Origin of the sequence: Labrenzia sp. THAF187b, assembly GCF_009363375.1 — a bacterium.
GTDB lineage: Bacteria > Pseudomonadota > Alphaproteobacteria > Rhizobiales > Stappiaceae > Roseibium > Roseibium algicola.
On sequence record NZ_CP045344.1, the window covers coordinates 5,458,024 to 5,482,165 of the forward strand.

The 24,142-nt window shown below is 58.5% G+C and carries 24 protein-coding genes; 8 read left to right on the forward strand and 16 right to left on the reverse strand.

The window, feature by feature from the left end:
• On the reverse strand, positions 1 to 612 hold the full coding sequence (locus FIV03_RS25080; RefSeq protein WP_152511388.1) for a TetR/AcrR family transcriptional regulator: 612 nt from the start codon (positions 610 to 612) through the stop codon (positions 1 to 3).
• A gap of 100 nt (positions 613 to 712) precedes the next feature.
• On the opposite strand from FIV03_RS25080, the gene FIV03_RS25085 reads away from it, so the two are divergent.
• Positions 713 to 1,450 carry an SDR family oxidoreductase gene (locus FIV03_RS25085; RefSeq protein WP_152511389.1) on the forward strand — a complete coding sequence of 246 codons (738 nt, stop codon included), beginning with the start codon at positions 713 to 715 and terminating at the stop codon, positions 1,448 to 1,450.
• The gene (locus tag FIV03_RS25090) at positions 1,450 to 2,616 is read left to right on the forward strand and encodes an MFS transporter (protein WP_152511390.1); all 1,167 of its coding nucleotides are present in this window, start codon (positions 1,450 to 1,452) and stop codon (positions 2,614 to 2,616) included. Before FIV03_RS25085 ends, FIV03_RS25090 begins: the two co-directional genes overlap by 1 nt.
• A gap of 123 nt (positions 2,617 to 2,739) precedes the next feature.
• Here FIV03_RS25090 and FIV03_RS25095 read toward each other — a convergent pair whose 3' ends face one another.
• From FIV03_RS25095 to FIV03_RS31680, 5 genes are all read right to left on the reverse strand, one after another.
• Entirely contained in the window at positions 2,740 to 3,360 is a 621-nt protein-coding gene (locus FIV03_RS25095; RefSeq protein WP_152511391.1) for a LysE family translocator, read from the reverse strand.
• Positions 3,361 to 3,432: 72 nt separating this feature from the next.
• Positions 3,433 to 3,828 carry a GFA family protein gene (locus FIV03_RS25100; protein WP_152511392.1) on the reverse strand — a complete coding sequence of 132 codons (396 nt, stop codon included), beginning with the start codon at positions 3,826 to 3,828 and terminating at the stop codon, positions 3,433 to 3,435.
• 4 nt (positions 3,829 to 3,832) lie between these two features.
• Positions 3,833 to 5,314 (reverse strand): Asp-tRNA(Asn)/Glu-tRNA(Gln) amidotransferase subunit GatB, encoded by a 1,482-nt coding sequence (gene gatB / locus FIV03_RS25105; protein ID WP_022997767.1) that lies wholly within the window; start codon positions 5,312 to 5,314, stop codon positions 3,833 to 3,835.
• 353 nt (positions 5,315 to 5,667) lie between these two features.
• Positions 5,668 to 5,952, reverse strand: a complete 285-nt coding sequence (locus FIV03_RS25110) for an EscU/YscU/HrcU family type III secretion system export apparatus switch protein (protein WP_022997768.1) — start codon at positions 5,950 to 5,952, stop codon at positions 5,668 to 5,670.
• Between the two features lie 13 nt (positions 5,953 to 5,965).
• Entirely contained in the window at positions 5,966 to 6,889 is a 924-nt protein-coding gene (locus FIV03_RS31680; RefSeq protein ID WP_173013939.1) for a flagellar hook-length control protein FliK, read from the reverse strand.
• Between the two features lie 235 nt (positions 6,890 to 7,124).
• Here FIV03_RS31680 and FIV03_RS31685 point away from each other — a divergent pair, with 235 nt between their 5' ends.
• Both FIV03_RS31685 and FIV03_RS25120 read left to right on the forward strand, forming a co-directional pair.
• A complete protein-coding gene (locus FIV03_RS31685) occupies positions 7,125 to 7,262 on the forward strand; it encodes a hypothetical protein (protein ID WP_173013940.1) in 138 nt (45 codons plus the stop codon).
• A gap of 1,499 nt (positions 7,263 to 8,761) precedes the next feature.
• Positions 8,762 to 9,004, forward strand: coding sequence for a DUF6455 family protein (locus FIV03_RS25120; protein ID WP_152512071.1), 243 nt, complete (start codon positions 8,762 to 8,764; stop codon positions 9,002 to 9,004).
• 19 nt (positions 9,005 to 9,023) lie between these two features.
• On the opposite strand, the gene FIV03_RS25125 is transcribed toward FIV03_RS25120, so the two are convergent.
• The gene (locus FIV03_RS25125; RefSeq protein WP_022997774.1) at positions 9,024 to 9,326 is read right to left on the reverse strand and encodes a hypothetical protein; all 303 of its coding nucleotides are present in this window, start codon (positions 9,324 to 9,326) and stop codon (positions 9,024 to 9,026) included.
• An 835-nt stretch (positions 9,327 to 10,161) separates the two neighbouring features.
• Here FIV03_RS25125 and FIV03_RS25130 point away from each other — a divergent pair.
• Entirely contained in the window at positions 10,162 to 10,419 is a 258-nt protein-coding gene (locus FIV03_RS25130; protein ID WP_022997776.1) for a YjhX family toxin, read from the forward strand.
• Between the two features lie 59 nt (positions 10,420 to 10,478).
• On the opposite strand, the gene soxR is transcribed toward FIV03_RS25130, so the two are convergent.
• The gene (gene soxR / locus FIV03_RS25135) at positions 10,479 to 10,943 is read right to left on the reverse strand and encodes a redox-sensitive transcriptional activator SoxR (protein WP_152512072.1); all 465 of its coding nucleotides are present in this window, start codon (positions 10,941 to 10,943) and stop codon (positions 10,479 to 10,481) included.
• 100 nt (positions 10,944 to 11,043) lie between these two features.
• Here soxR and FIV03_RS25140 point away from each other — a divergent pair, with 100 nt between their 5' ends.
• A complete protein-coding gene (locus FIV03_RS25140) occupies positions 11,044 to 11,433 on the forward strand; it encodes a VOC family protein (protein ID WP_152511394.1) in 390 nt (129 codons plus the stop codon).
• Between the two features lie 55 nt (positions 11,434 to 11,488).
• Here the strand turns inward: FIV03_RS25140 and FIV03_RS25145 are convergent, their stop codons facing one another.
• The 8 genes from FIV03_RS25145 to FIV03_RS25180 form a co-directional block, all read right to left on the reverse strand.
• Entirely contained in the window at positions 11,489 to 12,730 is a 1,242-nt protein-coding gene (locus tag FIV03_RS25145) for an HlyD family secretion protein (RefSeq protein ID WP_075282026.1), read from the reverse strand.
• Positions 12,723 to 13,229 carry a hypothetical protein gene (locus tag FIV03_RS25150; RefSeq protein WP_152511395.1) on the reverse strand — a complete coding sequence of 169 codons (507 nt, stop codon included), beginning with the start codon at positions 13,227 to 13,229 and terminating at the stop codon, positions 12,723 to 12,725. The genes FIV03_RS25145 and FIV03_RS25150 overlap by 8 nt, the downstream gene beginning before the upstream one ends.
• 201 nt (positions 13,230 to 13,430) lie before the next feature.
• Positions 13,431 to 14,198 carry an SDR family NAD(P)-dependent oxidoreductase gene (locus FIV03_RS25155; RefSeq protein WP_152511396.1) on the reverse strand — a complete coding sequence of 256 codons (768 nt, stop codon included), beginning with the start codon at positions 14,196 to 14,198 and terminating at the stop codon, positions 13,431 to 13,433.
• Positions 14,199 to 14,354: 156 nt separating this feature from the next.
• Positions 14,355 to 15,710, reverse strand: coding sequence for an adenylate/guanylate cyclase domain-containing protein (locus tag FIV03_RS25160; RefSeq protein ID WP_152511397.1), 1,356 nt, complete (start codon positions 15,708 to 15,710; stop codon positions 14,355 to 14,357).
• Between the two features lie 99 nt (positions 15,711 to 15,809).
• Positions 15,810 to 16,961 carry a helix-turn-helix transcriptional regulator gene (locus FIV03_RS25165; RefSeq protein ID WP_152511398.1) on the reverse strand — a complete coding sequence of 384 codons (1,152 nt, stop codon included), beginning with the start codon at positions 16,959 to 16,961 and terminating at the stop codon, positions 15,810 to 15,812.
• Positions 16,962 to 17,457: 496 nt separating this feature from the next.
• Positions 17,458 to 18,282: an MBL fold metallo-hydrolase gene (locus FIV03_RS25170; RefSeq protein WP_077290368.1), complete on the reverse strand. Its 825-nt coding sequence runs from the start codon at positions 18,280 to 18,282 to the stop codon at positions 17,458 to 17,460.
• Between the two features lie 10 nt (positions 18,283 to 18,292).
• Positions 18,293 to 18,751 carry a Crp/Fnr family transcriptional regulator gene (locus FIV03_RS25175; protein WP_006931293.1) on the reverse strand — a complete coding sequence of 153 codons (459 nt, stop codon included), beginning with the start codon at positions 18,749 to 18,751 and terminating at the stop codon, positions 18,293 to 18,295.
• Between the two features lie 99 nt (positions 18,752 to 18,850).
• Positions 18,851 to 21,433 (reverse strand): ABC transporter transmembrane domain-containing protein, encoded by a 2,583-nt coding sequence (locus FIV03_RS25180; RefSeq protein WP_152511399.1) that lies wholly within the window; start codon positions 21,431 to 21,433, stop codon positions 18,851 to 18,853.
• Positions 21,434 to 21,664: 231 nt separating this feature from the next.
• Between FIV03_RS25180 and FIV03_RS25185 the strand changes: the two genes are divergently transcribed.
• On the forward strand, positions 21,665 to 22,879 hold the full coding sequence (locus FIV03_RS25185; protein ID WP_152511400.1) for a glycosyltransferase: 1,215 nt from the start codon (positions 21,665 to 21,667) through the stop codon (positions 22,877 to 22,879).
• 41 nt (positions 22,880 to 22,920) lie between these two features.
• Positions 22,921 to 24,141 carry a glycosyltransferase family 4 protein gene (locus FIV03_RS25190; protein WP_152511401.1) on the forward strand — a complete coding sequence of 407 codons (1,221 nt, stop codon included), beginning with the start codon at positions 22,921 to 22,923 and terminating at the stop codon, positions 24,139 to 24,141.
• The last annotated feature ends 1 nt before the right edge of the window (position 24,142 follow it).

Genomic DNA, 24,142 nt, shown 5'->3' on the forward strand with positions numbered 1-24,142 from the left:
CTATCGGGGCCGTTTTGCCATCGCCCTGAAGGCTTCAACGCATTGGTCGGCTGCAGCAAGCAAGGCTTCCTCACACACGCCATCACGGGCCAGAACCGACATTCCGGTTTGCATCGAGAAGAGCATCGTTGCCGCGGCTGCGGTATCGAAGTCACCGGGAAGTTCGCCATCCGCCTTTGCCTGCTCGATGCGTGCCTGCAGTTGGAGAAGATTGTTCTTCCGCATCTTGCTCAAGCCCGCCGGAACGGACTGGTCCTCAGTGCAACTGTGTTGTGCTCCCAGTACGACCATGCAGCCAGGTGGTTGACAGGTCATGCAATAGGCTTCTGCAGAGCGTGTCAGGAAGGTCCGGACAGCATCGAAAATCGAGGGCGTTTCGTCCAAACCGGTCCAGATACCGTTGTGATAGTTCTCGACGTAGTGAGCCAAGGCTTCGCGGAAAAGCTCCTGCTTGCTGCCGAAGGCAGCGTAAAGGCTGGGCGTGTTAATTCCCATGGCTGATGTCAGATCGCTCAGCGATGTTCCCTCGTAGGTCTTCGACCAGAAAACACGCATCGCCCGCTCAAGCGCCTCTTCCCGGTCAAATTTTCTCGGACGGCCTCTCGTTGCCATTCAAACCCTTTCTGTATCGATCGATAAATAAATCACTTGACCCTTGAACACAAGCAGTCCATCTAATTTTGTATCAATCACTACAAAATAGGAATCGACGATGACATTGATTGGAAAAACAGCCTTTGTAACAGGGGGAAGCCGGGGCATCGGCGCAGCAATCGCCCGCAAGCTCGCCGAGAATGGCGCTGATGTAGCGATCAGTTATGCGTCAAACGAGGACGCGGCCGCAGGTACCGTTGCCGCGATCGAAAAGACGGGCCGCAAGGCACTGGCCATTCGCGCCGACAACAGCAAGGCAAATGACCTGCAGGACGCGATCAACAAGGCTGCATCCACCTTCGGAAAGATCGATATCCTGGTGAACAACGCCGGCGTTTTTCTCGTTGGCCCGGTCGACCAACTGTCCCTGGAAGACTTCGACACATCCCTGGCGGTCAATCTTCGTGCTGTGTTCGTTGCATCAAAAGCCGCGGTCACGCACATGCCGGACGGAGGCAGGATTATCTCGATCGGCAGTAATCTTGCAGCTCAGGCGCCCATGGCCGGACTGGTGGCCTATAGCGCAACCAAGGCAGGCGTCACCGGATTGACCCATGCGCTTGCGCGTGACCTCGGCTCCCGGCGGATAACGGTAAACGCCGTGCATCCGGGTTCCACAGATACGGACATGAACCCTGCCGACGGTCCGTTTGCCGACGGGCAACGGGCCCTCATGGCACGGCAAGCCTATGCACAGCCTGAAGAAATTGCCAATGTTGTCGCTTTTCTCGCCTCGGACGCTGCACAGTCTGTTACAGGAGCTGACTGGTTGATCGACAATGGTGCCAACGCCTGATGACAAGAGGTTCTTCCAAAGCCACAGCCCTGACGATCGGGCTGTCGGCACTGGTGCTGGTGGCGACGGAGTTCGTCGTCATCGGCCTTGCGCCTGCAATGTCGGCGCAGCTGGACATGACACCCTCGCAATCCGGCTGGCTGGTGACGTGGTTTGCCATTGGCTCCGCCCTCGCCGCGCCGTTTCTTTCCGCGTATCTGTCTGATACATCGCCGGCGAAGGTGCTCGGCTGGATGATGCTGCCCAATTCCGCCAACCTGATATTGATCGTATTGCCGAATTTCGAGCTTGCCGCCGCTCTCCGGGTCGCTCAGGGAGCGGCATTGCCGGTCTACATCAGTTTCGCAAGCTCTCACCTCTCCCAGGTGTATGGCGCTGGCAAAGGCGTCGCGAAAGTTTATATCGGCGTTACGCTCGGTGTCGTCCTGGCGCCGTCTTGCGGAACATTCTTTGCAGAACGGTTTGGCTGGCAAACCCCTGTCGCAGGCCTTGGTTTGCTGTCAGTGGTCCTGCTGTTCGCCAATCTGAGGCTTCATTTGCCACCTTTCCAGGCAAAGACAGCCAGCGCGCTTTCCCTGCTTCGCCGTCCATCGTTTCTCTGTCAGCTTTTTCTGTCTGTCTGCGTTTTCTCGGCAATGTTCGCTGGCTATTCGTATCTCACCAGCCTGTTGGCCAACGCCGGACTTGAAGGAGACCAGATGTCCATCGCGCTGCTGGTTTTCGGTGCAGCCGGCCTCGCCGGGAACTGGGTCGGTGGAAGGACTGCCGACCATGCGTTGGCCGGCGCCATTGTTGTTCCATTGCTTGTTTCAGGCGGAGCCTTGGTCTTCGGCCTTCTGGCGACTGCTCCCGCCCTGCTTCTGACAGTTGTCCTGATTGCCTGGGGCATGGCCCACGCTGCCGGCTTCGTGCTGTCGCAGGTGCGCGTGATGACGGCAGGGCCTGATCACAAGAGTTTCGCGGCATCCATGAACATTGCAGCCGCCAATGTCGGCATTGCACTTGGTACCTTCGTGGGCGGATGGATGCTTGAAACGGGTGGCGTAGCCTCAATGAGCGCAACTGCAGCTCTGTTTGCAATACCGTGTGTCGCGACGGTGATGTTGCTCGCAGCACTGCCCAAACGGTTTCGCTCACCTGCCCAAGAGGCCGCAGACCGGATCTGAACCAAGCGCACCAACAGAACGTCACCGAAAACCTGTTGTCTGCCGAACAGTCATGTCCACTGAGCTTCAGTGGACATTGGCCCGAAAGCTTGAAAGAGGCAGCCGGCAGCGAGGTCTTTCCGCTCAAGGCCGGAATGTAGCCAGTTTGTAGGCTGCGAAGGAAAAGAAGACGCCCAGCGTTGCGCTTATCCAGCGCTGACTGCGCCGATAGAAGCGGATGACGGGTGCGGTTGAAAACGTCACTGCATAGGCGACGTGCCCGATGATGGAAATTGCCGTACTCAGGCCAATCAGCAGCAGACCGACCCACAGTGGCGTATCAGCTCCCAGGCCTATCCCGACAATCGCGATCCAATGCAGTGCGGCCTTCGGGTTGGTCATCTGAATAGCCAGCCCCTGCAGGAACAGATTGGGTCCCCTTGCACCGGTCAAATGCATTGCGTTGGCTGGCCTTGAAGCCGCACGGAATGCCTTGAATGCCAACCACAACAGGTAGGCCGCCCCGAAAATCTTCAGAACGGTAACGGCCTGGGCATAAGCGGCAATCAGGGCAGTCAGTCCGGCAACCGTGAAGGTTGCCCATAGACCGGAGCCTGCGCCTACACCCAACGCGAGCTGGGTGCCGGACTTGCGACCGCGTTCCATCGACGTCCCGATGATGGCGAGGATGTTTGGCCCAATGCTGATGAAACCAAGAGAGAAGATGCCGAGAGCCAGAAAAAGGCTCGCAAGATGCTCGTTCATTGCCCCTCCAAGGTGTGGATGGCATCACGTGCGCAGCAGCGCTTGGGCCCGATCAGAGCACGCTATGTTCCCTCAGTCCAGAAAGGTCCAGGTATCCGCGCCATCGAAGTGACGCAGCCCGATGGCCTCGATGGTTCCAGGAGGTGCAAGCCGGAGGTTAACTGCCAACCGATCGGGAAACTCAGCCGACAGGCTTTGCCAGTGGGTGGTGCAGCCGCAAGTGTTGCAGGTGTGGAAAGCCAGCCCCTTGTCGCCCCAGACGTAGCTGAGCGTTGCTCCGGGTGCCGCCTTGATCTCGATATCGCCAGCTTCGCCATGCCCCCAGATGGTGCCCAGCCGGCGGCAGATGGAGCAGTTGCATTCAACGGCGTGTCGAGGCGGTGTCTTCATTTCGTAAGACACCGCCCCGCAATGGCAGGAACCGGTGATGGGCAGCTCGACTTTCGGTGCTGTCCCCTCACCGCTCATGGTCTTATTCCAGACCGATCTTCTGCTTCAGCATGTCGCTTACGGCCTGCGGGTTGGCCTTGCCCTGGGACTGTTTCATCACCTGTCCGACGAACCAGCCGAGAAGACCCGGCTTGGCGATTGCCTGCTGAACCTTGTCCGGGTTTGCGGCAATGATTTCGTCGACGATGGCTTCAATCGCACCAAGGTCGGTCACCTGCTTCATGCCACGTTCTTCGACGATCTTCGCCGGGTCGCCACCTTCGGTCCACACGATCTCGAACAGGTCCTTGGCGATCTTGCCGGAGATGACGCCGTCCTTGATCAGATCGACGATACCGCCAAGCTGCGCCGCGGAAACCGGGCTGGTCGAAAGGTCCTTGCCTTCCTTGTTCAGGCGGCCAAAGAGCTCGTTGATCACCCAGTTGGCAGCCAGTTTGGCGTCGCGGCCCTTGGCGACTTCCTCGAAGAAATCGGCAGAAGCTTTTTCTGCAATCAGGATCTCGGCGTCATAGGCGGTGAGGCCATAGTCGCCCATGAAGCGGTTCTTCTTGTCGTCCGGCAGTTCCGGCAGGTGCTGTGCCAGTTCGTCGACGAACGCCTGCGTGAACTCCAGCGGCAGCAGGTCGGGATCCGGGAAATAGCGGTAGTCATGCGCTTCTTCCTTGGACCGCATGGACCGTGTTTCGCCCTTCACAGCATCGAACAGGCGGGTTTCCTGATCGACAGAGCCGCCGTCTTCCAGAAGTGCGACCTGGCGGCGGGCTTCATATTCGATAGCCTGACCGACAAAGCGGATCGAGTTGACGTTCTTGATCTCGCAGCGGGTGCCGAATTCACCACCCGGACGGCGGACGGACACGTTGACGTCGGCGCGCATGGAGCCCTGGTCCATGTTGCCGTCGCAGGTGCCGAGATAACGCAGGATCGTGCGCAGCTTGGTCAGATAGGCTTTTGCTTCGTCGGAAGACCGGAGATCCGGCTTGGAGACGATTTCCATCAGCGCCACGCCGGAGCGGTTCAAGTCAACGAATGACATGGTCGGATGCTGGTCGTGCAGAGACTTGCCGGCGTCCTGCTCAAGGTGCAGGCGCTCCACACCGATCTCGACCTGTTCGTCCGGCATGTCGAGAAGGATCTTGCCTTCTCCGACAATCGGCTGCTTGAACTGGGAGATCTGGTAGCCCTGCGGCAAATCCGGATAGAAATAGTTCTTGCGGTCAAACACGGACTTCAGATTGATCTCGGCCTTGAGACCGAGGCCGGTGCGGATCGCCTGACGCACGCATTCCTCGTTGATCACCGGCAGCATGCCCGGCATGGCCGCGTCCACGAGGCTGACGTTATCGTTGGGGTCCTTGCCGAATTCCGTTGAGGCGCCGGAAAAGAGCTTGGCTTCGGACGTGACCTGGGCATGGACTTCCATACCGATCACGATTTCCCAATCGCCCGTCGCGCCCTTGATGAATTTCTTCGGATCGGGTGTGCGTACGTCGACAATCGTCATAGTCGTCAAAAATCCTGTTCGTTTTGATTTCGCGTCTGGTCAACCAGCTGGAAAGACATGCTGCGGCGCGAATTTGTAGCCGTTTGATGACCTAGTCGGGAATTGTCCTGGCTGCAAGGTTTTCCTTGCCTGAAGCGTCAGCTTTCGCACAGCAGGACGCGCCTTTCCTGTCTGTCTGCCTGGCAATCGCGCATTGCGAAGCGTTGCAACAAGCATCCGTGCCGTCGCGGACGAGCGTAATGCCACCCCCGGCCTGATCATTTCCAGAGCCAGGAAGCACGACCAACACGCGTGCAACGGAAGGTCACAGTGGCAATTGCTTTGTCAGCGCGACAACACTCGGCCTTGCGCCATCATTCCTGCGGCGGGTGCTTGGCCTGGCCAGTCCGCATGATGAAGCCGATCAGCACGGCGACCGCCTGATAAAGCTCGATCGGAATTTCCTGGTCGACCTCAATCTGCGACAGGGCCTCAGCCATCATCGGGTTCTGTTCAATCGGCACGCCAGCTTCCCGCGCAAGACGTTCGATCTGTTCAGCCATGGACCCCGCGCCTTTGGCGGTGACAACGGGAGCGCCCTCGTTCTCATATTGCAGTGCGACCGCAAGCTTCTTCCCGGATTTGTCCTTTTCACTCATTGCCGGTTCCGTCTCACGATTGCCTGTCGATCAGGGCGCCGTATTTGGCCGCTGTTCTGGGGGGGAGCCCCCGGATCAGCCGCAGTTCCTGAAGATCCAGCCCCGCATCGGCAAAAGCGGCTTCCATGGTTTCGCGAACGGCGTTCAGACTGTCGAAGGTTTCCTTGCGATCCACCCACAAGCTGGCATAGGTACCGCCGCCGCGCAGACTGATGGCAGCTTCCAGCGGTCCTGTCGCGGTCAGATCGAGTGCAAACCGCAGCCGCCAGGCGGGTTCCCCCTCATCCTCGTCCTGGTTTCCGGCCCCATCGCGACCGACCTGCATTTGCATCACGGCCGTTTCATTGCCAAACGCGAGCGGCAGTTCAACCACAAGATCCATTGGACGGGACGCTGCGCGTGGTCCATCGTCCCTGGACAGTTTCGTATTGCTGAGCTGCGTCAGCCGCAGGCGCGCCAGGGCCGAATCCGTTTCCTTCAGAAGTGCCTGCAGATTTTGCGAAGCAGCTCCTGCCCAGAACCCGCTGCTGGTCTGTTGCGCCTGGCCTTGTGGTGCACCATGCCGGGATGGCGCTGGCGGCTGTCCTGCGGGGTGGGTGATTTCAGAGCGGGCACCCAACTGCTGAAGCAGTGCCTTGAACGACAAAAGGGCGGATTTCAAATCCGGCAGCGCGACTTGACCCTGCGGCTGCGCTCCGGAAGGCAGGGACAATTGTGCCTCGCGAAACTGTCCGGACAATCTTACTGCCTGTTGCAGATCCTGCGCGGTCGGTGCCTGGGCCGACGACAAGCGTAAACCGAGGATCTGCTGCATTGCCTTGACCACGGGATCCGGCAAAGAAACGTTCCCGCTGCTCTGCGCGGACATCAGGCTTCCGATCTGGGCGAACAGGCTCCCCAGGCCGGCCTGCTGCTCACTGAGCGGTTGTTTCAGCAATTCCGCAATCTTATCGGCAGGCTGCTGACCCACCGCTGGAGCCTGCGCAGTTGGATTCGGGGCTCCCGCAGTCGGCACGGATGCACCAACGGATGCAGGATAAGTCTGAGGGATCGCCGTTCTCGTCAGGACTACGGGCTGTCCTCCAACTGTCTGAAATGCGCCGTTTGACTGCCCTGTGGCTTGATTGGGCAAGCCTGTGCCAGGCAGGTTTGCAGCTGGAGGAGAAGCGGAATTGGCACCTGCCCCCGCGGCGGTTGATGCCAATTGCGAGCCCTGGACAGGCGTTGGTCCCGACGATCCTCCCGACTGGAGATTTGCCTGTACCGTGCTTGATACCGGCGCTCCGGTCCCTGCACCTGCCGGAACCTGACCGGGCGCCGTTCCGGGGACTGCACTTTGCACACCAGGGGCGTTTGTGGCAGGTGCAGGCGCGTTTCCTGAAGGAGCCCCGACTGGAGCTGCCGGGTTACCTTGTAAAGGCGGCGATGCTGGCGTAGCCATCGTGCCTGCTGAAAGCGTGGAAGATGGTGCCTGAACAGAAGCACCGGCAGGTGAAATTGCGGAAGTGTTCGCTAGGGGCTGGTTCACCGATGTTCCGGGTTGCGTGGGCATGCCTGTAACCGTTGAGGCAACTGCTGCCGGCTGCGAAACCGGTTGTCCACCGGTCAGGTTCGACAGGCTCGCCGCACCTTGTCCGGGAGCGGCCGTAACAGGTACGCCTCCCCCCGACGGCACTTGCCCGGCCGCAGACCCTGCCGGAGGTGCAGGCTGTCCCGGTTGAGAGATCCCGGAAGATGGTGTGCCCGCCGGTGGCGCGGTAGCGACTTGCGGCTGCACGGGCCCACCCGAAGGGCCATTTGGCGCAGGTGCGGAACCCTGGGACGGGACAGCAGGCTGCGTCGGCGCCGAATTCTGCGGAGAAGCCCCTGACGGAGGTGTCGCTCCTGCGATTGTTTGTCCAGATGCTCCCGTCGGCGGAAGAGGCTGAGCGGTCGCGACGTTTCCTGAAGCCGGAGGCTGCGCGCCGCCGGCCGCCGGTGGAGCGCTGGTTGGCGGAGACGCCCCCGGAAGAGGTGTTTGCGGCAAGGTCTGTGCGTTGCCGGCAGTCTGGACCGGAGCCGTATTGACAGAAAGAACCTGAACCAGATGCGCCAGAACCGGCGACGGCCGCGGATAGGCGGTTGCCCTTGAAGGTTGCGGCTGCAGGGGCGCTCCGGCTTCGGATTGCGCAGGAGCCTGGCCGGTCTGGCCCTTTGACGCCTGTACTTGGGATGCTTGAGCTTGAGCCTGGGAGGGTTGGGCTTGGGATGCCTGACCTTGAGAAGCTGTCGCCGGCGCCGAAGGTTGCTGCTGCGGCTGCTCCTTGCCCACAGTGATCAGGATCGCAGGCTGCTGTTTTGAGCCGCTGACGGTAACCGTAACCTCGCCGCCTTCAGGAAGCGGTGCGGGAACGCGCAGCTCCAGCTTTGCGTCGGCTGTTGCAAGGCGCACCACACCACCCGGCAGGTTTGCCTCAACCTTGGCCTTGAGTTCCGTTCCCGGCTCAAGCCCCTGAGCTACTGTGCCATTGCCGGTTGCCTGGGGCAGCGGCGAGGCGCTTACCGTTTCAACCATCACACCGTCTCCAGGTGTTGCGGCGCTCCGATTTGCAGGAGGCGGCCTGGCAGGGGTTCAGAATCATGAACCTGCAGTATGGCTGGTTTCGCAATGCTTGCCCAGAGTTGACCCTGATCAAGGTAACGCAGGTGTTTCTGCTGCATTGTGTCCTTCATAACCGGTGCCGGAAACCAGAGCGGCATCAAGAGACAGAAGGCCCTGGCAGACGATGTCTGTACATGTCCCGTCGGAAGGAGAAACGGCTTGAACTGGATGGATCGCCTCAACGAGCGCGCGGAACTGATGGGCAGGATGCTGGACACAATCGGCGCGATGAACCACGTCCCGACCGGTGCGCACACAGATGCAGCCTTAAGGTCTGCCGCCTATCGATGCATCAACTGCAGTGAGACCGAAGCCTGTCGTGCCTGGCTTGAAAGCCATCCCGATGGCGCGGATGAAGCCCTGCCGAACTGCCCCAACGCTCCCCTGTTCAACAGCTGGATCGACAGCTGAAAACGCGGCAGCACCGGCCTCAGGCGCGCTTCACGCGGCGGCTGAGCCAATAGGTCACGGCAGACGCAATCAAACCGCCGACAAAGCGGAATGGAAAGACAGCCAGCGCACCGGCGTCATGCGCAAAAGGCTGCGGCACAGGCAGCGCGCCAATCGCCACATCCAGAATGAGCGTCAGCGCTGCCGCCGCAAATCCCGCGATCCAGAGCTTTTGCAGCCGGTCGGCCTTCCACCCCAGATATCCGCCGATCAGCAGCGCAAACGGGTTGAGCAGGCCTGCAAGGCCGAAGAGGTCGTACCAGGTTTCTGAAAGCGTCATCATGGCTTCCTCATAGCCTTGTGCGGGACAAAATGCGAGCCGGTTTCCAAGTTTAAGGACATTCGTCCGGCGGCAAATTGCTGCAGTCTCGTCTCAGCAGTTGGCCGTAAAGCCATGTAATTGAATGAAACAGTCTCATTTTCCTGGCATGACGCCGGGACATGACCCTCAGCTCACCTAAATTTAGACGGTTTTGTACAGCAAAACTCTGTGCTACTTTTGTGAATGCAAGTATTTGACATGCATTGCCTCTGGCAGCTCCCATTCCTTAAAATAAGTTTTAAAGGCCATGACTTTACTCTCATCTATTGAAACAGACGACCCAACAGTCGACACGCTCTTCAAGACCGACCGACGCCTTGCCATATTGTGCAATCACTGTGGCCGGTTCCGTTACATGAACTTTTCACGGTTCACCGGAGACCAGAAAGTCTCGTCCTTGAGCGAAACACTTACTTGCGCTTCCTGCGGCTCGCGGGATGTCGAGGCCATTGCGGTTTCCCGCAACCCGGACAACGGCTACTGGCCGGCTGAACACAGCTGAAGCGTTTTCGCCCGGCCGAACCAGGAAATCGAAATCCTGCGTTTCCAGATCGCAGCAGATTTGCAACAGCCTCTGCAAATCACCCAGCCTCACCGCTGCATTGAGCCTCGACGCGTTGTCGCGTTCGGCAGCGTGTGCTAAGGGCCTTCTCACCAACTGAGAGGTTTTATGCGCGGATTGCAACAGTCCCGGTAGACCCCGGCTGACGTCAGTCGGGGCCAGTCACATCAGCACTGCAGGCGATTAGCTGCGGTGGCTGAAGCTCTGTGCATACTTTCAGGCAAATTCAAATCAATGGACATTTCCAAAGCCGAGCAGCGGGTCCTCCACCTGCTGGCTCAAGGCGGCTATATCCTTCTGGAAAAGGATGAGGATGGCCGTGTCATCAAACATGAAACCGTCACCCGTGAAGGCTGGTTCTGGGGTGGCTGCTCACCACAGCTTTTCCATAAGCTGAAATACAAACGGCTGATCGCCTCCAGGAACAGCGGCCCTTATCGGATCACGCCGCTGGGTCTGAAACGCGTGAGGGCTCAACTGGACAACAGATGAGATCAGGAGCCGGGACAGCCTATTGGCGTCCCGGCAACTTTCCCAACGGCGCCCGGGGGTCAGTCCCTGGCGAATTCCGGACGATCGCCAAGAAGAAAGCGGGGCCCACGTCCCTTGCTGGCAGCGGCGTCTCCTGCGTTGTAGAGCTGGCAAGTCTTCATCGACAGGCATCCGCAGCCGATGCAGCCATCGAGCTTGTTGCGCAAGGCGGTCATCCGCTCGATTTTCCGATCGAGGTGAGATCTGAAATCTCTGCTGATCCTGGTCCAGTCCGCCTTGGTCGGTGCCCGCCCCTCCGGCAACCTTTGGAGCTGCGCCGCGATCTCCGCAATCGAGAACCCGAATTCCTGTGCGACCAGCACAAAGGACAGGCGCCTGATGTCGGCCCTTAAAAATCGCCGCTGGCCGCCAGCGTTCCGGCTTGGGTGCACCAGTCCCTTTTCTTCGTAAAACCGGATCGCCGAAACGGACAGTCCCGTCCGCTCGGAAAGATCCCCGATGGTTAGAAGATCGGTGCCTTTCATAACCTTCGTCAAAATATCGCCTCGCCTCTCTTGACCTCAACTATGGTTGAGGAATTATGTCTGGTGTCCACAAAAGGTCAAACCCTGAAAGGACACCGAGATGAGCAGTGCATTCCTGGAACATGTGAACGTCACGGTCAGTGACCCGGAAGCGACCGCCAAACGTCTGGAAAGCTGGTTCGGCTGGAAGGTTCGCTGGAAAGGTGCAAGCCTTGGCGGCGGCACGACGTATCACATCGGCAACGAAACCAGCTACGTGGCGGCCTATTCACCGCCAGGTGCAACCAGCAAGGTTGCCGGAGACAGCTACAGCCACCACGGTGGGCTCAACCACATCGCGGTCGTCGTCGACGACATCGACGCAACCGAAGCAGTGATCAAGGCCGATGGCTATCACACGCACAATCACGGCGACTACGAGCCGGGCCGCAGGTTCTATTTCGATGATGACGATGGCATCGAGTTTGAAGTGGTAAGCTACAAGAAGTGAATGAGACGAACCCCGGCAGGACGGTTGCCCACCGTCCTGCCGGGATGTTTACGTTCTAGTGCCCCGTCAGCACCAGCGTCTGGATCGGGAACAGCAGCGCCTGAAGCCGAATGATCATCGCATGGACGAGACCGACCGTGTCGACCACGTGCAGGAAGATGAACTCACCGGTTCCAATCGGTTCGCCCGACGACAGGCGATCATGATTGCTGGTGTAGGCGTTGACCGTACAAATTGCGCCCGGCGGCAAGTCAGCCAGACCGTCTTCGTAAAGCGGTTCCAGCAAGGTGGTGATCGTTGCCGGTTTCACACTTTGAGCGGCATCGAAAAGCTGACCTGAGGTTGTTATCTGCCCGGAGGCGATCTGCGACTGCACTTCTGTCACGACCAGCGGAATAATGGTGAAAGGTACGGCCCCGCAGAATGCTTCCGCCACCATTCCTTCCTTGAGAACCTGGGCCTCGATCTGGCCGAAGCCCGCAACGATTCGCTCTCGCTGTGCATCCGTGGGAATTAGCACGCCTGCAGGCCGCATCATCGGATTGACGATATCACCTGGACGCAGGATGAACTGGCTCATGGTGCCGTCCACGCCGGCGTAGACAGTCATCTTCTCCAGCTCCACTTGCGCCTCGTGCAATCTGGCCTCCGCGCTTTTCAGGCGCGCGGGCAGATATACCGTGATCTTGGTCTGGATGAGTTCCTGATTGGACTGCGCCGCGCGCAGTGCGCCGGTTCGCGCATCCACCGCGTTCTGCAGCTTTTCGATGTCCCGTTCACTCACGACATTGGCATTGCGGGTGAAAAGCTCCTGCCTCGTGTCTAGCTCGTCCTGCGCCTGCTTCAGTGCTGCCTGCGCCTGCTCGGTCTGGGCATTGGCAACAGCCAGTTCGCTCTGGGCCAGCGCAAGCTCTCCCTGGATTTCGACCAATTGCTGTTGCGCGGTCACGACATCCGCTTCCTGGCGCGTGCTGTCGAGCTTGAAAATCGGGTCACCTGCCTTGATGTCCACCTCAAGCTCACGCGGCACGAAGGTTTCGACGACCCTGCCGGAACTTTCCGGCAGTATCGGAATTGTCCGGAATGTCGAAACCGCCGTAGTTGCCGTTGGATGAAAATAGAAAATCAGCGTGATCAGGGACACGGTCAGCATCAGGCACAGCACGATGCCGTAGCGCAGCTCGAACCAGACCGAATAGAGCGTTATTTCCCGGCCGATGCGCTTGCCCTGCACATATCTGCGGATCAGATAGTCGGGCAATATGGTGAGAAGGGAACAGAACAGGAGCTCAAACATGTTTGTTCTCCTGTTCGGCTGTCGATGCAGTGGAAAGACCGGTTGGCGTTGACGGTGGTTCGTGAGGCGCTCCCTCCGACGCACTCGTGCCGGTCTCCAGCTCCTGCTCTTCCTGCTCAAGATCATGCTCGACCAAGGTTTCGGACGAAACACCACCCGTTCCGGCCAGACGACTCAGGGAATGGGCCATCGATTCCAGCGGTGTCCAGAAATCGGGAAGCTGAATGAAGGCGAGCAGAAGCGCTGCAACCCAGAAGATGTTGTTGTGTGTGAAAAGAGCCAGAAGGCCGAGGACCGCAACAAGCTCGAACTGCATGCGCCCATGTTTGTGAGCAAGCCGTTCGGGGATCGAATGCAGGTGCAGATAGAACACCCCGACAAGGATCCCGCCGAAAATCAGCACGACCAGCATCACGGTAAAAAGCCAATCACCACCGTCCGCAGCCGGTATGAAAGGCGGCAGATGATGCGGAGCAAGCTCGTGCATATTTTCCGCCATCGGAATTCCCCCTTACGCCCTCGCTCCGCCCGATATGGCGGAAGCAGTAGCGTAACCTTAAAAGGGATTTCCGGTCATGCGTATGAAAAAGTGTGACTTTGGAGGACTTTGACACAACCTATCCGGCCGCAACCCTTCAGCCACCAACCGGATAGATCTGTTCTTCTTGCCGCTCTGGCAGCCCCCCCGCAAATAGCGGTGTTAGCGGGGTGCCATGCGGATCGCGCCGTCGAGACGAATGGTTTCGCCGTTCAGCATGTCGTTTTCGCAGATGGATTTGACCAGCTTCGCATATTCGGTCGCCTTGCCGAGGCGCGAAGGGAACGGAACTTGTTGGCCAAGCGAATCCTGGACCTCCTGTGACAGACCCAACAGCATGGGCGTCTCGAAGATGCCCGGTGCGATCGTCATGACACGAATGCCGGACTTGGAAAGGTCACGGGCGACAGGCAACGTCATTCCTGCAACCCCTGCCTTGGAGGCTGCATAGGCCACCTGACCGATCTGGCCATCGAAGGCAGCAACCGAAGCCGTGGAAACAATCACACCACGTCCACCGTCGGCCGTGACAGGCTCCAGTGCGGCCATGCCCGTTGCTGCAATCGACAGGCACCGGAAAGACCCGATCAGGTTGACGGAAATCACCTTCTCGAACATGTCCATCGGGTGAGGTTCGCCGCGAGACGTCGTCTTCGCCACCGGTGCAATACCCGCGCAATTGACCAGAATCCGCTCCTGGCCGTGAGCTGCGCGCGCCTTTTCGAAACCGGCCTCGACGCTCGCCTGGTCAGTCACATCGACATCGGCAAAGACACCGCCAATTTCTGCGGCGACGTCTTCTCCCTGACCGGCATTGCGATCGAACAGCGTCACCTTGACGCCTTCGGCCGCAAGCATGCGCGCGGTGGCGGCTCCGAGCCCGGATGCACCGCCTGTCACGATGGCTGAAAGTGTTGAGTCCAGTTTCACAGAAACCTCCAAACGGATGCAATTCATTGAAATCAATGAATTTAATCTACTCAATTGACGATTAGGTCAATTTTGAAGGCAAATTGGCCCAGATTGACAGTTCGGTCAAGTGTTTCAGTATTGACCAAAAAGGCAGTTCGGCGGGCCTTCAACGGCCTATCTGGCCAGAACCACCAGGTCGACAGGACGCTTGATACCTTGGACTGCCGCATCCGACCTTGCTTCGATCAAGGGCAGGTCGTGCCCCTGTGCAACGGCCAGATCAAATGTCGCCTTGTCTGTTAGCGCCTTCGTTCCCTGGCTCTTGTTGGCGTCTTCCAGCTTGGCAGCGCAGTTGACGGCATCACCAATCACCGTGAATTCCAGGCGCTCCCTGGAACCGATCACACCGACCGTGACCGGCCCGGCGGCAGCCGCTGTTCCAATGCGCAATTGTCCCGGCCAGCCGGCGTCCCGAAAACGCTGCTGTTCCCGCTCCACGGTTTCCACCAGACGTCTTGCAGCCCGAAGCGCATCGGCGGCGTAGGTCGTGGAGGGATAGACAGCACCGAAGGTTGCCAGGATGCCGTCACCCAGAAACTTGTCTACCCGTCCTCCTTCCTCAACGATCACATCAACAGCCAGGTTCTGGTACTCGGCCAGGACCGCCAGCACAGTTTCCGGAGGCAAAGTGGCGGAGGTGGGCGTAAAGGAACGGATGTCGGCATAAAGAATGGCGGCATCGCGCAAGCTTCCTTCGCCGGCCTGCAACTCCGTGTCCGCTCCGGTGATAGAGGCCGCAACTTCCGGCGAGAAGAAGCGGCTCAGGTCCATTGCAGCCGCGTGGTCTTTCGAAGCCTCGAACAGCATCGACCGTCCCCTGTAGAGGGCAACGGACAGGATTATCGTCACGGCCAGGATGACCATGGTCTTGTCCAGTTCTGCGCCAATCAGGATGGTGTTGCCCGTCAGGTAGTCGACATAATTACGGGTCACGCGCATGTGGTCCATGTCTGCGAACACCGCATAAAACACCAGTCCGAGCCAGCCAGTGACCGCCACAAGGCCTGTGGTCAATACGAAACGAGGATCGAACCGCAAAGCCCTTAGCCCGATGAAGAGGAAGACATACATCAAGGTTGGGGTCTTCAGATAGAACGTCGGATGCTGGCCGTATTGAATGTGAAACGAAAAGATCAGCCCGACCAGGAGCGCCATGTCGACACCGATCGACACAAATAGATACCAGCGCGGCAATTCAAACTTGTACGACAGCACAAGCCGAAGGACGGTGAACAGAAAGTAGGCAGCAAGGGCAATCGGCACGAAGTTGAAACCGGCCGATCCCTCAGCCCTTGGTGCAATGGCGTAAAGCAGAGAGAAAAACAGAACGAGCCCAAGCTGGACCCAGCCTATCAGGCGCTCGGAGGACGCTTCTCGGGCACGGATTTCGGCCCTGACCCGTTCCGGAATGCCGGTATCCGGAGGTCCGCCTTGCAGGATGTAACGCAGTGTCTGGGATATGGTGGTCATCTCGCCGCCGATAAGACGTTGCTCGTGCGCGGATTTTCCACCGGCGCCGCGAATTGCGCAAGCGACCCCGCGGTAAAGTGAGTGGACGTGAGCAGGCCCTTACCGGTTGCCTTGCAAACGCAATTGCTCAACACTGCGCACAAGTTCGGCTTGACGTCGCGACCCGGTCTTGGAGAGCGCAGCCTTGATCTGGTTGCGCACGGTATAAATGCTGATCTCACGGTCCTGGGCTATTTCCGCCGGTGTCCGGCCGTCTGCGAGCTTCAGGACCGTTGCCGCTTCTGCCGGGCTGAGACCAAGCTTCTTCTGCATTTGAGCCAGGAACGTATCGCTGCCGGCTTCGGGCCTGACCGCCAGAAGGACTGCAGAGACCGCCTTGTTCATGAAAACACCGAAGGGCGTCTTGTCCAGATCCCCCAGTTGCAAACCTATTGAGCGACAGGTCCAGTTCCTGCCTCTGCCATCCCTTGCCTGCCAGTTCCGAAACACATCGAAACCACCCATGGATTGAAGCTGCACGAAACCAGCGAACCTGCCTTGATCCTCTTCGGACCGGAAATGCAGACGCCTGTCGAAACCACAACCGACAAGAGAGCCTGAGGCCAGGAGCTTTTGCGCCTCCGCGCAGGCATAGTGGATCCGCATTGCGGTATCGATCACTAAAATCGCCGTTCCAGATCCCATGAGATGCTGTTCAGCAGCCCATTTCTCGAAGGTCAGTCCGGAGATGGTCCGATTGATTTCCAGTGACTGACGGATGACCGGGGCGAGTTGCGCGCACAGGCGAAGCCAGTCGTCTTCGTATTTGTCGCGATCTTTCGAGCGCATGTTGCCACCGAGCAGAAACATGCGATCGCCATCCAGCGCCAACATCGACCCACCGCCACCGGTAATATCTTCAAGCGGCAACAAAAGGTCGGCGTAGAACTGGGTCTTTTTCAGCGTTTCAGGTCGGCACAGCTGATGGGTTGATACGACGTCTCCCACCTTGCAGGTGGCAAAGTTGGCAGCAAACGGGTTCTTGTCCGCGTAGTGCTCGTCGTAGAGTTCCAGAATGTACGGGTCGTATCCGGACGAGAAGGTGAGCGGTGTAGCCTTGGTCAGGTCGTCGTAGCCGATCAGCTGCGTGCATACGCGCGTACCAAGGCTGCAGCTCAGCGTGTCGAGAAAAACCTGCCACCGCCCAGGATCCAGTGCCGCCGATACAGCGAGGTTCGACAGCCTAATCAATTCTTCTGCTGCGACAGCCAACCCTTCCCCCCGGGAGTTCTTGCGGCATCACGCCAGTAAACGAAATCGGGCAGACCAGATTGACGCTTCAGCTGCCGATAAGCGCGCTCCGCCTCGCGAAGCTCCACCTCAATACATATGCAAAAACCGGAGGCAGCGCTTTAACATTGATCAAATTCCGACCATTTCTTCATCACGCCGGTCGTTCAGAGGCCGGCACACTTCCAAATACTGGCCAACTATCCGCCCTTCCCCAGCTGCGGAAAATACATATTTATAGTCCAAATGGACCATGCAAGTAATTCTTACACCCTGTAAAAAACTATTGATCGTATCCGGCAGGCACGTGTGACGGCATTTCAAGTCGCAAGGGTTTGTTTTCCGGCGGCAATCTCGGGATTCCCGCATTCCAGCAACCGGCGATCGATCTATTTTTAAGCCTTATTGATTTTTTGGGCGGCTATTTGAGCCGCCCTTTTTTTATTATTGAAACGAGACTTGTCTGGCAGGGCGCTGTTTACGGCTTGAGAGTCATGCCTTCGCTGGCGACCAGTGTTCCGGGATAAGCGTTTTGAGCGGCGAGACCGATTTCATCGAGCTCGTCGTCGGACCTGCGCGGATCATGATGGAAGAGAACGGGGGTCTTTACGTTGCCGGCCTTTGCCAGCTCGACAGCCTTCTGCCAGGTGGAGTGTCCCCAGCCCTTGTAGGTGTCGTATTCGTCGTCAGTGAACATGGCGTCATAGATCATGACGTCGGAATTACGCACGAAATCAGGTAGAGCTGCATCAATTTCCGGATCGCCATGTTCGTGATCCGTGATGATGCAAATCGATTTGCCCTTGAATTCGAAGCGGTAACCACAAGCTCCGCCGGGGTGGTTAAGCCGCGTGGTGCGGATGACGAGATCATCGGTGCGCGGGATCAGGTCTCCGGCATTGAAGGACTTGAACTCGACCGCCTTCAACGTCTTGGCAGCTACCGGGAAGATCGGCGGCGACATGATCCGGCTGACGATGTCAACGAGGCTGGTTTCGTCCTGAAAGTGTCCGGCCCAGGCAGTGACGGAGAAGCTCGGATCATAGGCAGGTTTGAAAAAGGGAAGACCGCAGATGTGGTCGAGATGGGTGTGGGTGAAGAGCAAATCGAAGGTTCGTGTCTTGCACCTGCAGATTTCCATGCCCAGATTTCGGGCGCCGGAACCGCAATCGACCAGAACCAGTGCGTCACCGGCCCGGATCTCGAAACACGACGTTTCGCCGCCATAGCGGAGTGTGCTCGACCCCGGCGTCGGGGTGGACCCTCTGACGCCCCAGCAACGAAGCGAAAATTCCTCAGCCACGTGTTACTCCCTAACCGCTGGCAGCCCCTCGACGTGCGTCGGCAAGATCCCGGGTCGTCCGTTCAAGCCGCAGCGCCAGTGTCCGCATCACCTCCAGCGAGATATCCGGAAATTCTTTCAATAGTTTCAAGAAATCGTCTTTCGAAACAGTGAGAACATCCATGTCATTCGCTGCGACCAGTGTCGCGGTTCTTGGTACGTCGCACAGAATAGCGATTTCGCCAACAATTGAATTTTCCGAAACCTGCGCTACCTTTTTTTCGCCCTCAGGCGTGTCGACCAGAACATCCGCATCGCCGGACAGGATGATGAAGGCGCAATCGCCTTCTTCTCCCTGAGAGCAAAGACGTTCGCCGGAGGGGTACTCGGTCCGATCACTGATGAAGGCCAGAAGCCTCAACTTGGTCTCGTCGATCCCGCGGAACAATGGCACCTTGCGGAGTGCCTCGACTTCGGTTTCAAGTGTCATCTTCTTCTCCCGCGCCCGTTGTTTTTTCGCTCCGACCGAACCGAATCGCCCGGCCGATCCCCGCAGACCGGTTGCCCACCTATTGTCACACCCACCGTCTTACCCTTTTTCTGAAAGCCGTCCTTGATCCAGAATGAAGCGCTGATCGAATTCAGCTGCTATTTCGGCATTGGACGTGCCGAACAGGAATGTTTTGCCGGACAGGATTTGCCTCAAGCCTTCGCGAAGCGTCTTGTCCTCGTCCGTCATACCGGTGGCGATATCGTCCAATATGGTGATTTTTGCGTTTTTCAGAAGACCGCGGACCAGAGCGATTTTGCGGCGTTGGCCGGCAGACAAGCGCGAACCGGACACTCCGACGTGATATCCGAAGCCCGCATAGATGATCGGGCGCCGTAAACCGGTTTCCTCGACAATGGTGCGGATAACATCGTCGATACGCCGCCGGGCATCCCGGCGGTCGACGCGCGCACGCCCGAACAGAAGGTTGTCCTCGATGGTCAGCGGTGGCAGATAGACATCCGGGTCGAAGGCAACGAAGTTTTCGCTGTTCTTGACGACCTCTTCCAGGAACGTCTGGCGGGCGCTGATGATGTCGCGCTTCAATTCGTCGGTCATGACACCCAGACGATGCCGGGCGGGGACCAGCTTGAAGGCCAGCCCGGTCAGACGTGACCGATCGGCGTCTGTCAGGCCCGGGCGTGGCTGATCGGACTTGGCAATACGGACAATGCGCTCGAAATCCGGAATCTCATCCAGCGTGATGAAAGAGTAAGCCCCGAGCAGACCGCTGTCGCCGGAAACATTGGAGAACAGTTCCAGCATGGTTTCGGCAATCTTGAGGCCGATTTGCTGAAGCTTCTGATCAAAGCCCGTTTCCGCCAGGAAGGCCTTGACCTCATCGAGGTCCGGCACCTGGTCCATTGTGATTTCCGGATCGGCCGGCACGGCAAAGAACAGGTTGTCCGCCAGGCTGGCACTCGCATTGAAGCGATCGCGATGCCACAGCTCGACCAGGCCACCAAGTTCGGGTTCGTGGGCAATGCGCTCGGCGAGTGCCTTGCGCACGTTCAGGATCTTGTCGGCAAAGCCATCGTCCATGGTCGGATCGAACCGAGACTGCAGGCCGAGCCGATAGATGTCCTTGTCGATCTTGACGGTTTCGAGCAGTTCCAGCGCCCTTGTGTCGAGTTCTTTCTCGTTGCTGACACCCGCGGCAGAGAAATCGTCCCAATCGGCGGCAAGGTCATACGTGGGGTTGCGCGTTTCCTTGGCTTCGGAAAGCCGCCGCTTGTAGTTCTTCAGGCTTTCCCCTTCCCGCTGAGGCGGGACGAGCGGACGGTGGCGCAGACCGTAATAGAGGTTGTCCCGGATGGTTCCCGTCCAGACATGCACCGCTCCGCCGACATAAGCGATTTGCCGGCCGAGAGTGGCGTCCGTCAGCTTGTCGAGATCGTGGCTGCCGATGCAGACCTTGCCGGAGACGGCCGCAACGAGCCCGGCAGCAAGCTGCAGGACCTCCGACCTTCCGGATCCGTCCGGACCGACAATCGCGCAAGCACTACCGGCGGGAACGGTCAGCGAAACGTCGACGACCTCCTGCCCGGCCGCACCGCCGGAGAAATTGACATTCTCGAGCTTGACGTCGCCGGAAAGGTCGACCGTATCGTCCGAGGTCAGGCGCTCCTTGTCATAGATATCCGACGGGTCGAAGTTTTCGACAACGGTCTGATACTTGACGCTGACGTCCGCAGTCATCTGATAGAAGGAAAGCAGCTCTTTCCAGGGGCCAGCCAGATCCTTGTAGGCCGCGATGACCGCCAGCAAGGCACCGATGCTCAGATTACCCTGAATGACCAGGTACCCGCCGATCAGGTAGAAGAAGAACGGCGTCAGCTGGTTCATGAAGTTGTTCAGGAACTTGATCAGGAATTTCCGGTTGAAGATGTCATACCGGATCTTGAAGTTCTCGTAGAGGCGGTCGGAGATATCCGCTGAATGCCAGGCCGCCGCGTCGTTGGCATGGATTTCGGCAACGCCCGTGATGCTCTCGCCAACCTTGTCGGCAATGACGCGGATGTTGCGCACCCGCTGCCGGGACAACAACACCACTTTGCGCTGCAGAAGCGGGATCACATAGCCCTGGATGGGATAGGAACTGATGGCCGCAAGACCCAGAAGCGGGTCCTGCATGAAGATGAAGCCGATCTGCACGATCAGCATGCCGCCCTGGTAGGCTGGCAGCGCGAAGGCTTCACCAATGTAACCGCCGACATCCTCCACTTCCGACGTGATCATCGGAATGATTTCGCCTGAACTGACCTTCCTGAAATGCGGCAGGCGGAAGCGCAGCACCCGCTGGAACAGCTCGAACCGCAGGCGCCGGAGCATGCGTTCGCCGAGACGCCCCTTGTAGACGTTGAGATAGAATTTCAGCCCGTTCGAAACGACGACCAGGAACAGAAAGGCAAAACACAGAAGAAGAAGATATGGAACTTGATCGAAATCGACGCCAAGGATCGTCCGCGGAAAATTGTCCCCCTGGACGGCATCATTGACAATCAGTTTTGGCAGTTCGAGAAGGATATAGACCACCGGGTATGTGAGTACGGTGACCATGAGAATGAAGATTTGCTGTCTGGCGCTGTATTTCCAAATAAAACCGAAAAGGCTCTTTTCCATAAGCTCATCCAAACAGACAAGGATCAAATATGTGCAAGCAGATCATATTTGGTATATTAGCGATCCGAGTTAGTTGCGCCAGCCGGGATTAACATTTGCCACAACCGCTTTAAAAAGGTCCGCAGACCGTTCCTTGTCGAAAGTCCCCTGTCAAGAAATATCCGCACGTGACAAGGGCCAATCAATTGAGACATAAGCCTTTCGGGGCAGTTTTACAAATTTAGGGGCAGTATGAGTTCCAAGACGCCGAAGATCCTCATTTACAGCCACGATTCCTTCGGGTTGGGCCATCTCAGACGCTGCCGGGCCATTGCGCAGTCCCTGGTCGGGGACTTTGATACGCTGTCTGTCCTGATCCTGTCCGGCTCCCCCATCATCGGCAGTTTCGAGTTTCGTTCCCGTGTCGATTTCGTTCGCATTCCCGGCGTGATCAAGCTGCGCAACGGCGAGTACACACCGTTGTCGCTGCATATCAACATCGACCAGACGCTGGCGATCAGATCATCGATCATCGAACACACCGCCAAGGTGTTCGATCCGGATATCTTCATCGTCGACAAGGAACCACTTGGCCTGCGCGGGGAAGTGCTGCGGACGCTGGAAGCCCTGAAGGATACCGACACCCAGCTCGTACTCGGCCTGCGCGATGTCATGGACGACCCGAAGGTGCTGAAGGAAGAGTGGGACCGCAAGAACGTCTATCCGGCCCTGCGCGACCTTTACGACGAGATCTGGATCTACGGACCGGAAGATATCTGTGATCCGCTGGAAGGCATCGACCTGCCGCAATCGGTACGCGACAAGCTGCGCTATACCGGTTACCTGCGCCGTGAGCTGCCGAAATCGGCGCTCGAGAATCCCGCACCCGCGCCGTTTGACGAAGAACCCTATATCCTGGTGACGCCAGGCGGCGGCGGTGATGGCGTTGAAATGGTCGACTGGGTGATGCGCGCCTACGAAGCCCGGCAGCGTCCGCTTTTCCCGGCCCTGATCGTGCTTGGCCCCTTCATGCCGGCGGCCGCCGCAACCCAGTTCAGCGAGCGCGCCGAACACCTGCGCGACGTCGAGATCATCCGCTTCACACCGCAGATCGAACCCTATCTTGCCAATGCCACAGCCATTGTCGGCATGGGGGGCTACAATACATTCTGCGAGATCCTGTCCTTCGACAAGCCAACCCTGATGGTACCGCGCGTCATTCCGCGCCGGGAACAGGCTATCCGGGCTGAGCGGGCCGAACAAAGCGGCCTCTTGAAGGTGTTGCCGATCGACCAGTATCCGGATCCCGACCTGATGGCTGCGGCCTTGTCCGAACTTCCGGGCATGGCTTCGCCTTCGGCAGCCGGCGTCGACAATCTGCTTGGCGGTCTGGATGTCATCTCCAACCGCGTTGGAGAAATCTTCGACGAACAACAGGCAGCCAGCCGGAAGCTGGTCAACTTCTGACCATCGCCACCCGCAAATCGCATTCTTTCAAGGGCTGACCGATGTCCCGTATCGCCGTTGTGGTCAAAGGCTATCCTCGCCTGTCCGAAACCTTTATCGCCCAGGAAATGCTTGGTCTGGAGCGGCGAGGTATCGAGATCCTGATCGTCGCCCTGCGCAAGCCGTACGACCCGTACATTCACGATCTGCACCGGCAGATTTCAGCCGAAGTCATGTATCTGCCGGAATACGTGAAAGACGACCCGTCCCGCGTTGCCCGCGCCAAACGCTGGGCGGAGAAACAGCCGACCTTCGAGGCTGCCAAGGCTCTGTTCGATGCCGATTTCGCGCATCAACCCAACGCCGACCGGCGACGCCGGTGGGCCCAGGGTTGCGTCTTCGCCCATGAACTGCCGGAAGACGTGACCTGGATCTACACCCACTATCTGCACACCCCCTGCTCCGCCTCGCGTTATGCGGCGCATCTATCCGGCCGCAAATGGTCTTTCTCCGCACATGCCAAGGACATCTGGACCAGCCCCGACTGGGACCTGAAAACCAAGATCAACGATGCGGCCTGGGGCGTGACCTGTACCGCGGTCAATGCCGAACACCTGAAAGGCCTTGCCGAGGATCCGGACAAGATCGAGCTGCTTTATCACGGCCTCGACTTTTCCGGCTTTCCCGAGCCCAAGACCAAAGCCTCGACACGTGATGGCAGCGGTGAGCCTGTGCGCCTGGTTTCCGTTGGCCGCGCCGTGGAAAAGAAAGGCTATGACGACCTTCTGGATGCTCTTGCAAAGCTGCCTGCGGCTCTCAACTGGCACTTCACCCATATCGGCGGCGGAGACCTTTCCGAGCACCTGAAAGCACAGGCGGATGCGCTTGGAGTGTCGGACAGAATCACCTGGCGGGGGGCACAGCCTCGCGAGGAGGTGATCGCCACCTGCCGCGAGGCTGATCTGTTCGTCCTGCCATCGAAGCTCGCGAAATCCGGTGACCGCGACGGCCTGCCCAATGTCCTGATGGAAGCCCAGTCCATGGGCATCTGCTGCCTGTCCACCAAGGTTTCAGCGATACCCGAACTGATCCTCGACGGTAAAACCGGTGTGCTTGTTACCCCTGGCGCACCAAAGGAACTGGCCGAGGCCATGCAGCGCCTTATTACCGCCCCCGAGACCCGTCACGGTCTCGGCCTTGCCGCGGCCACGAGGGTCAGAACGACGTTCTCGACAGACCCCGGCCTCGACCGCCTTGCAGACAAATTCCGCAAAGTCCTCTAGG

Coding starts and splice junctions, on each gene's coding strand:
- FIV03_RS25080 (WP_152511388.1), bottom strand. CDS start 612: ATGGCAACGAGAGGCCGTCCGAGAAAATTTGACCGGGAAGAGGCGCTT.
- FIV03_RS25085 (WP_152511389.1), top strand. CDS start 713: ATGACATTGATTGGAAAAACAGCCTTTGTAACAGGGGGAAGCCGGGGC.
- FIV03_RS25090 (WP_152511390.1), top strand. CDS start 1,450: ATGACAAGAGGTTCTTCCAAAGCCACAGCCCTGACGATCGGGCTGTCG.
- FIV03_RS25095 (WP_152511391.1), bottom strand. CDS start 3,360: ATGAACGAGCATCTTGCGAGCCTTTTTCTGGCTCTCGGCATCTTCTCT.
- FIV03_RS25100 (WP_152511392.1), bottom strand. CDS start 3,828: ATGAGCGGTGAGGGGACAGCACCGAAAGTCGAGCTGCCCATCACCGGT.
- gatB (WP_022997767.1), bottom strand. CDS start 5,314: ATGACGATTGTCGACGTACGCACACCCGATCCGAAGAAATTCATCAAG.
- FIV03_RS25110 (WP_022997768.1), bottom strand. CDS start 5,952: ATGAGTGAAAAGGACAAATCCGGGAAGAAGCTTGCGGTCGCACTGCAA.
- FIV03_RS25120 (WP_152512071.1), top strand. CDS start 8,762: ATGGATCGCCTCAACGAGCGCGCGGAACTGATGGGCAGGATGCTGGAC.
- FIV03_RS25125 (WP_022997774.1), bottom strand. CDS start 9,326: ATGATGACGCTTTCAGAAACCTGGTACGACCTCTTCGGCCTTGCAGGC.
- FIV03_RS25130 (WP_022997776.1), top strand. CDS start 10,162: ATGGACATTTCCAAAGCCGAGCAGCGGGTCCTCCACCTGCTGGCTCAA.
- soxR (WP_152512072.1), bottom strand. CDS start 10,943: ATGAAAGGCACCGATCTTCTAACCATCGGGGATCTTTCCGAGCGGACG.
- FIV03_RS25140 (WP_152511394.1), top strand. CDS start 11,044: ATGAGCAGTGCATTCCTGGAACATGTGAACGTCACGGTCAGTGACCCG.
- FIV03_RS25145 (WP_075282026.1), bottom strand. CDS start 12,730: ATGTTTGAGCTCCTGTTCTGTTCCCTTCTCACCATATTGCCCGACTAT.
- FIV03_RS25150 (WP_152511395.1), bottom strand. CDS start 13,229: ATGGCGGAAAATATGCACGAGCTTGCTCCGCATCATCTGCCGCCTTTC.
- FIV03_RS25160 (WP_152511397.1), bottom strand. CDS start 15,710: ATGACCACCATATCCCAGACACTGCGTTACATCCTGCAAGGCGGACCT.
- FIV03_RS25175 (WP_006931293.1), bottom strand. CDS start 18,751: ATGACACTTGAAACCGAAGTCGAGGCACTCCGCAAGGTGCCATTGTTC.
- FIV03_RS25180 (WP_152511399.1), bottom strand. CDS start 21,433: ATGGAAAAGAGCCTTTTCGGTTTTATTTGGAAATACAGCGCCAGACAG.
- FIV03_RS25185 (WP_152511400.1), top strand. CDS start 21,665: ATGAGTTCCAAGACGCCGAAGATCCTCATTTACAGCCACGATTCCTTC.
- FIV03_RS25190 (WP_152511401.1), top strand. CDS start 22,921: ATGTCCCGTATCGCCGTTGTGGTCAAAGGCTATCCTCGCCTGTCCGAA.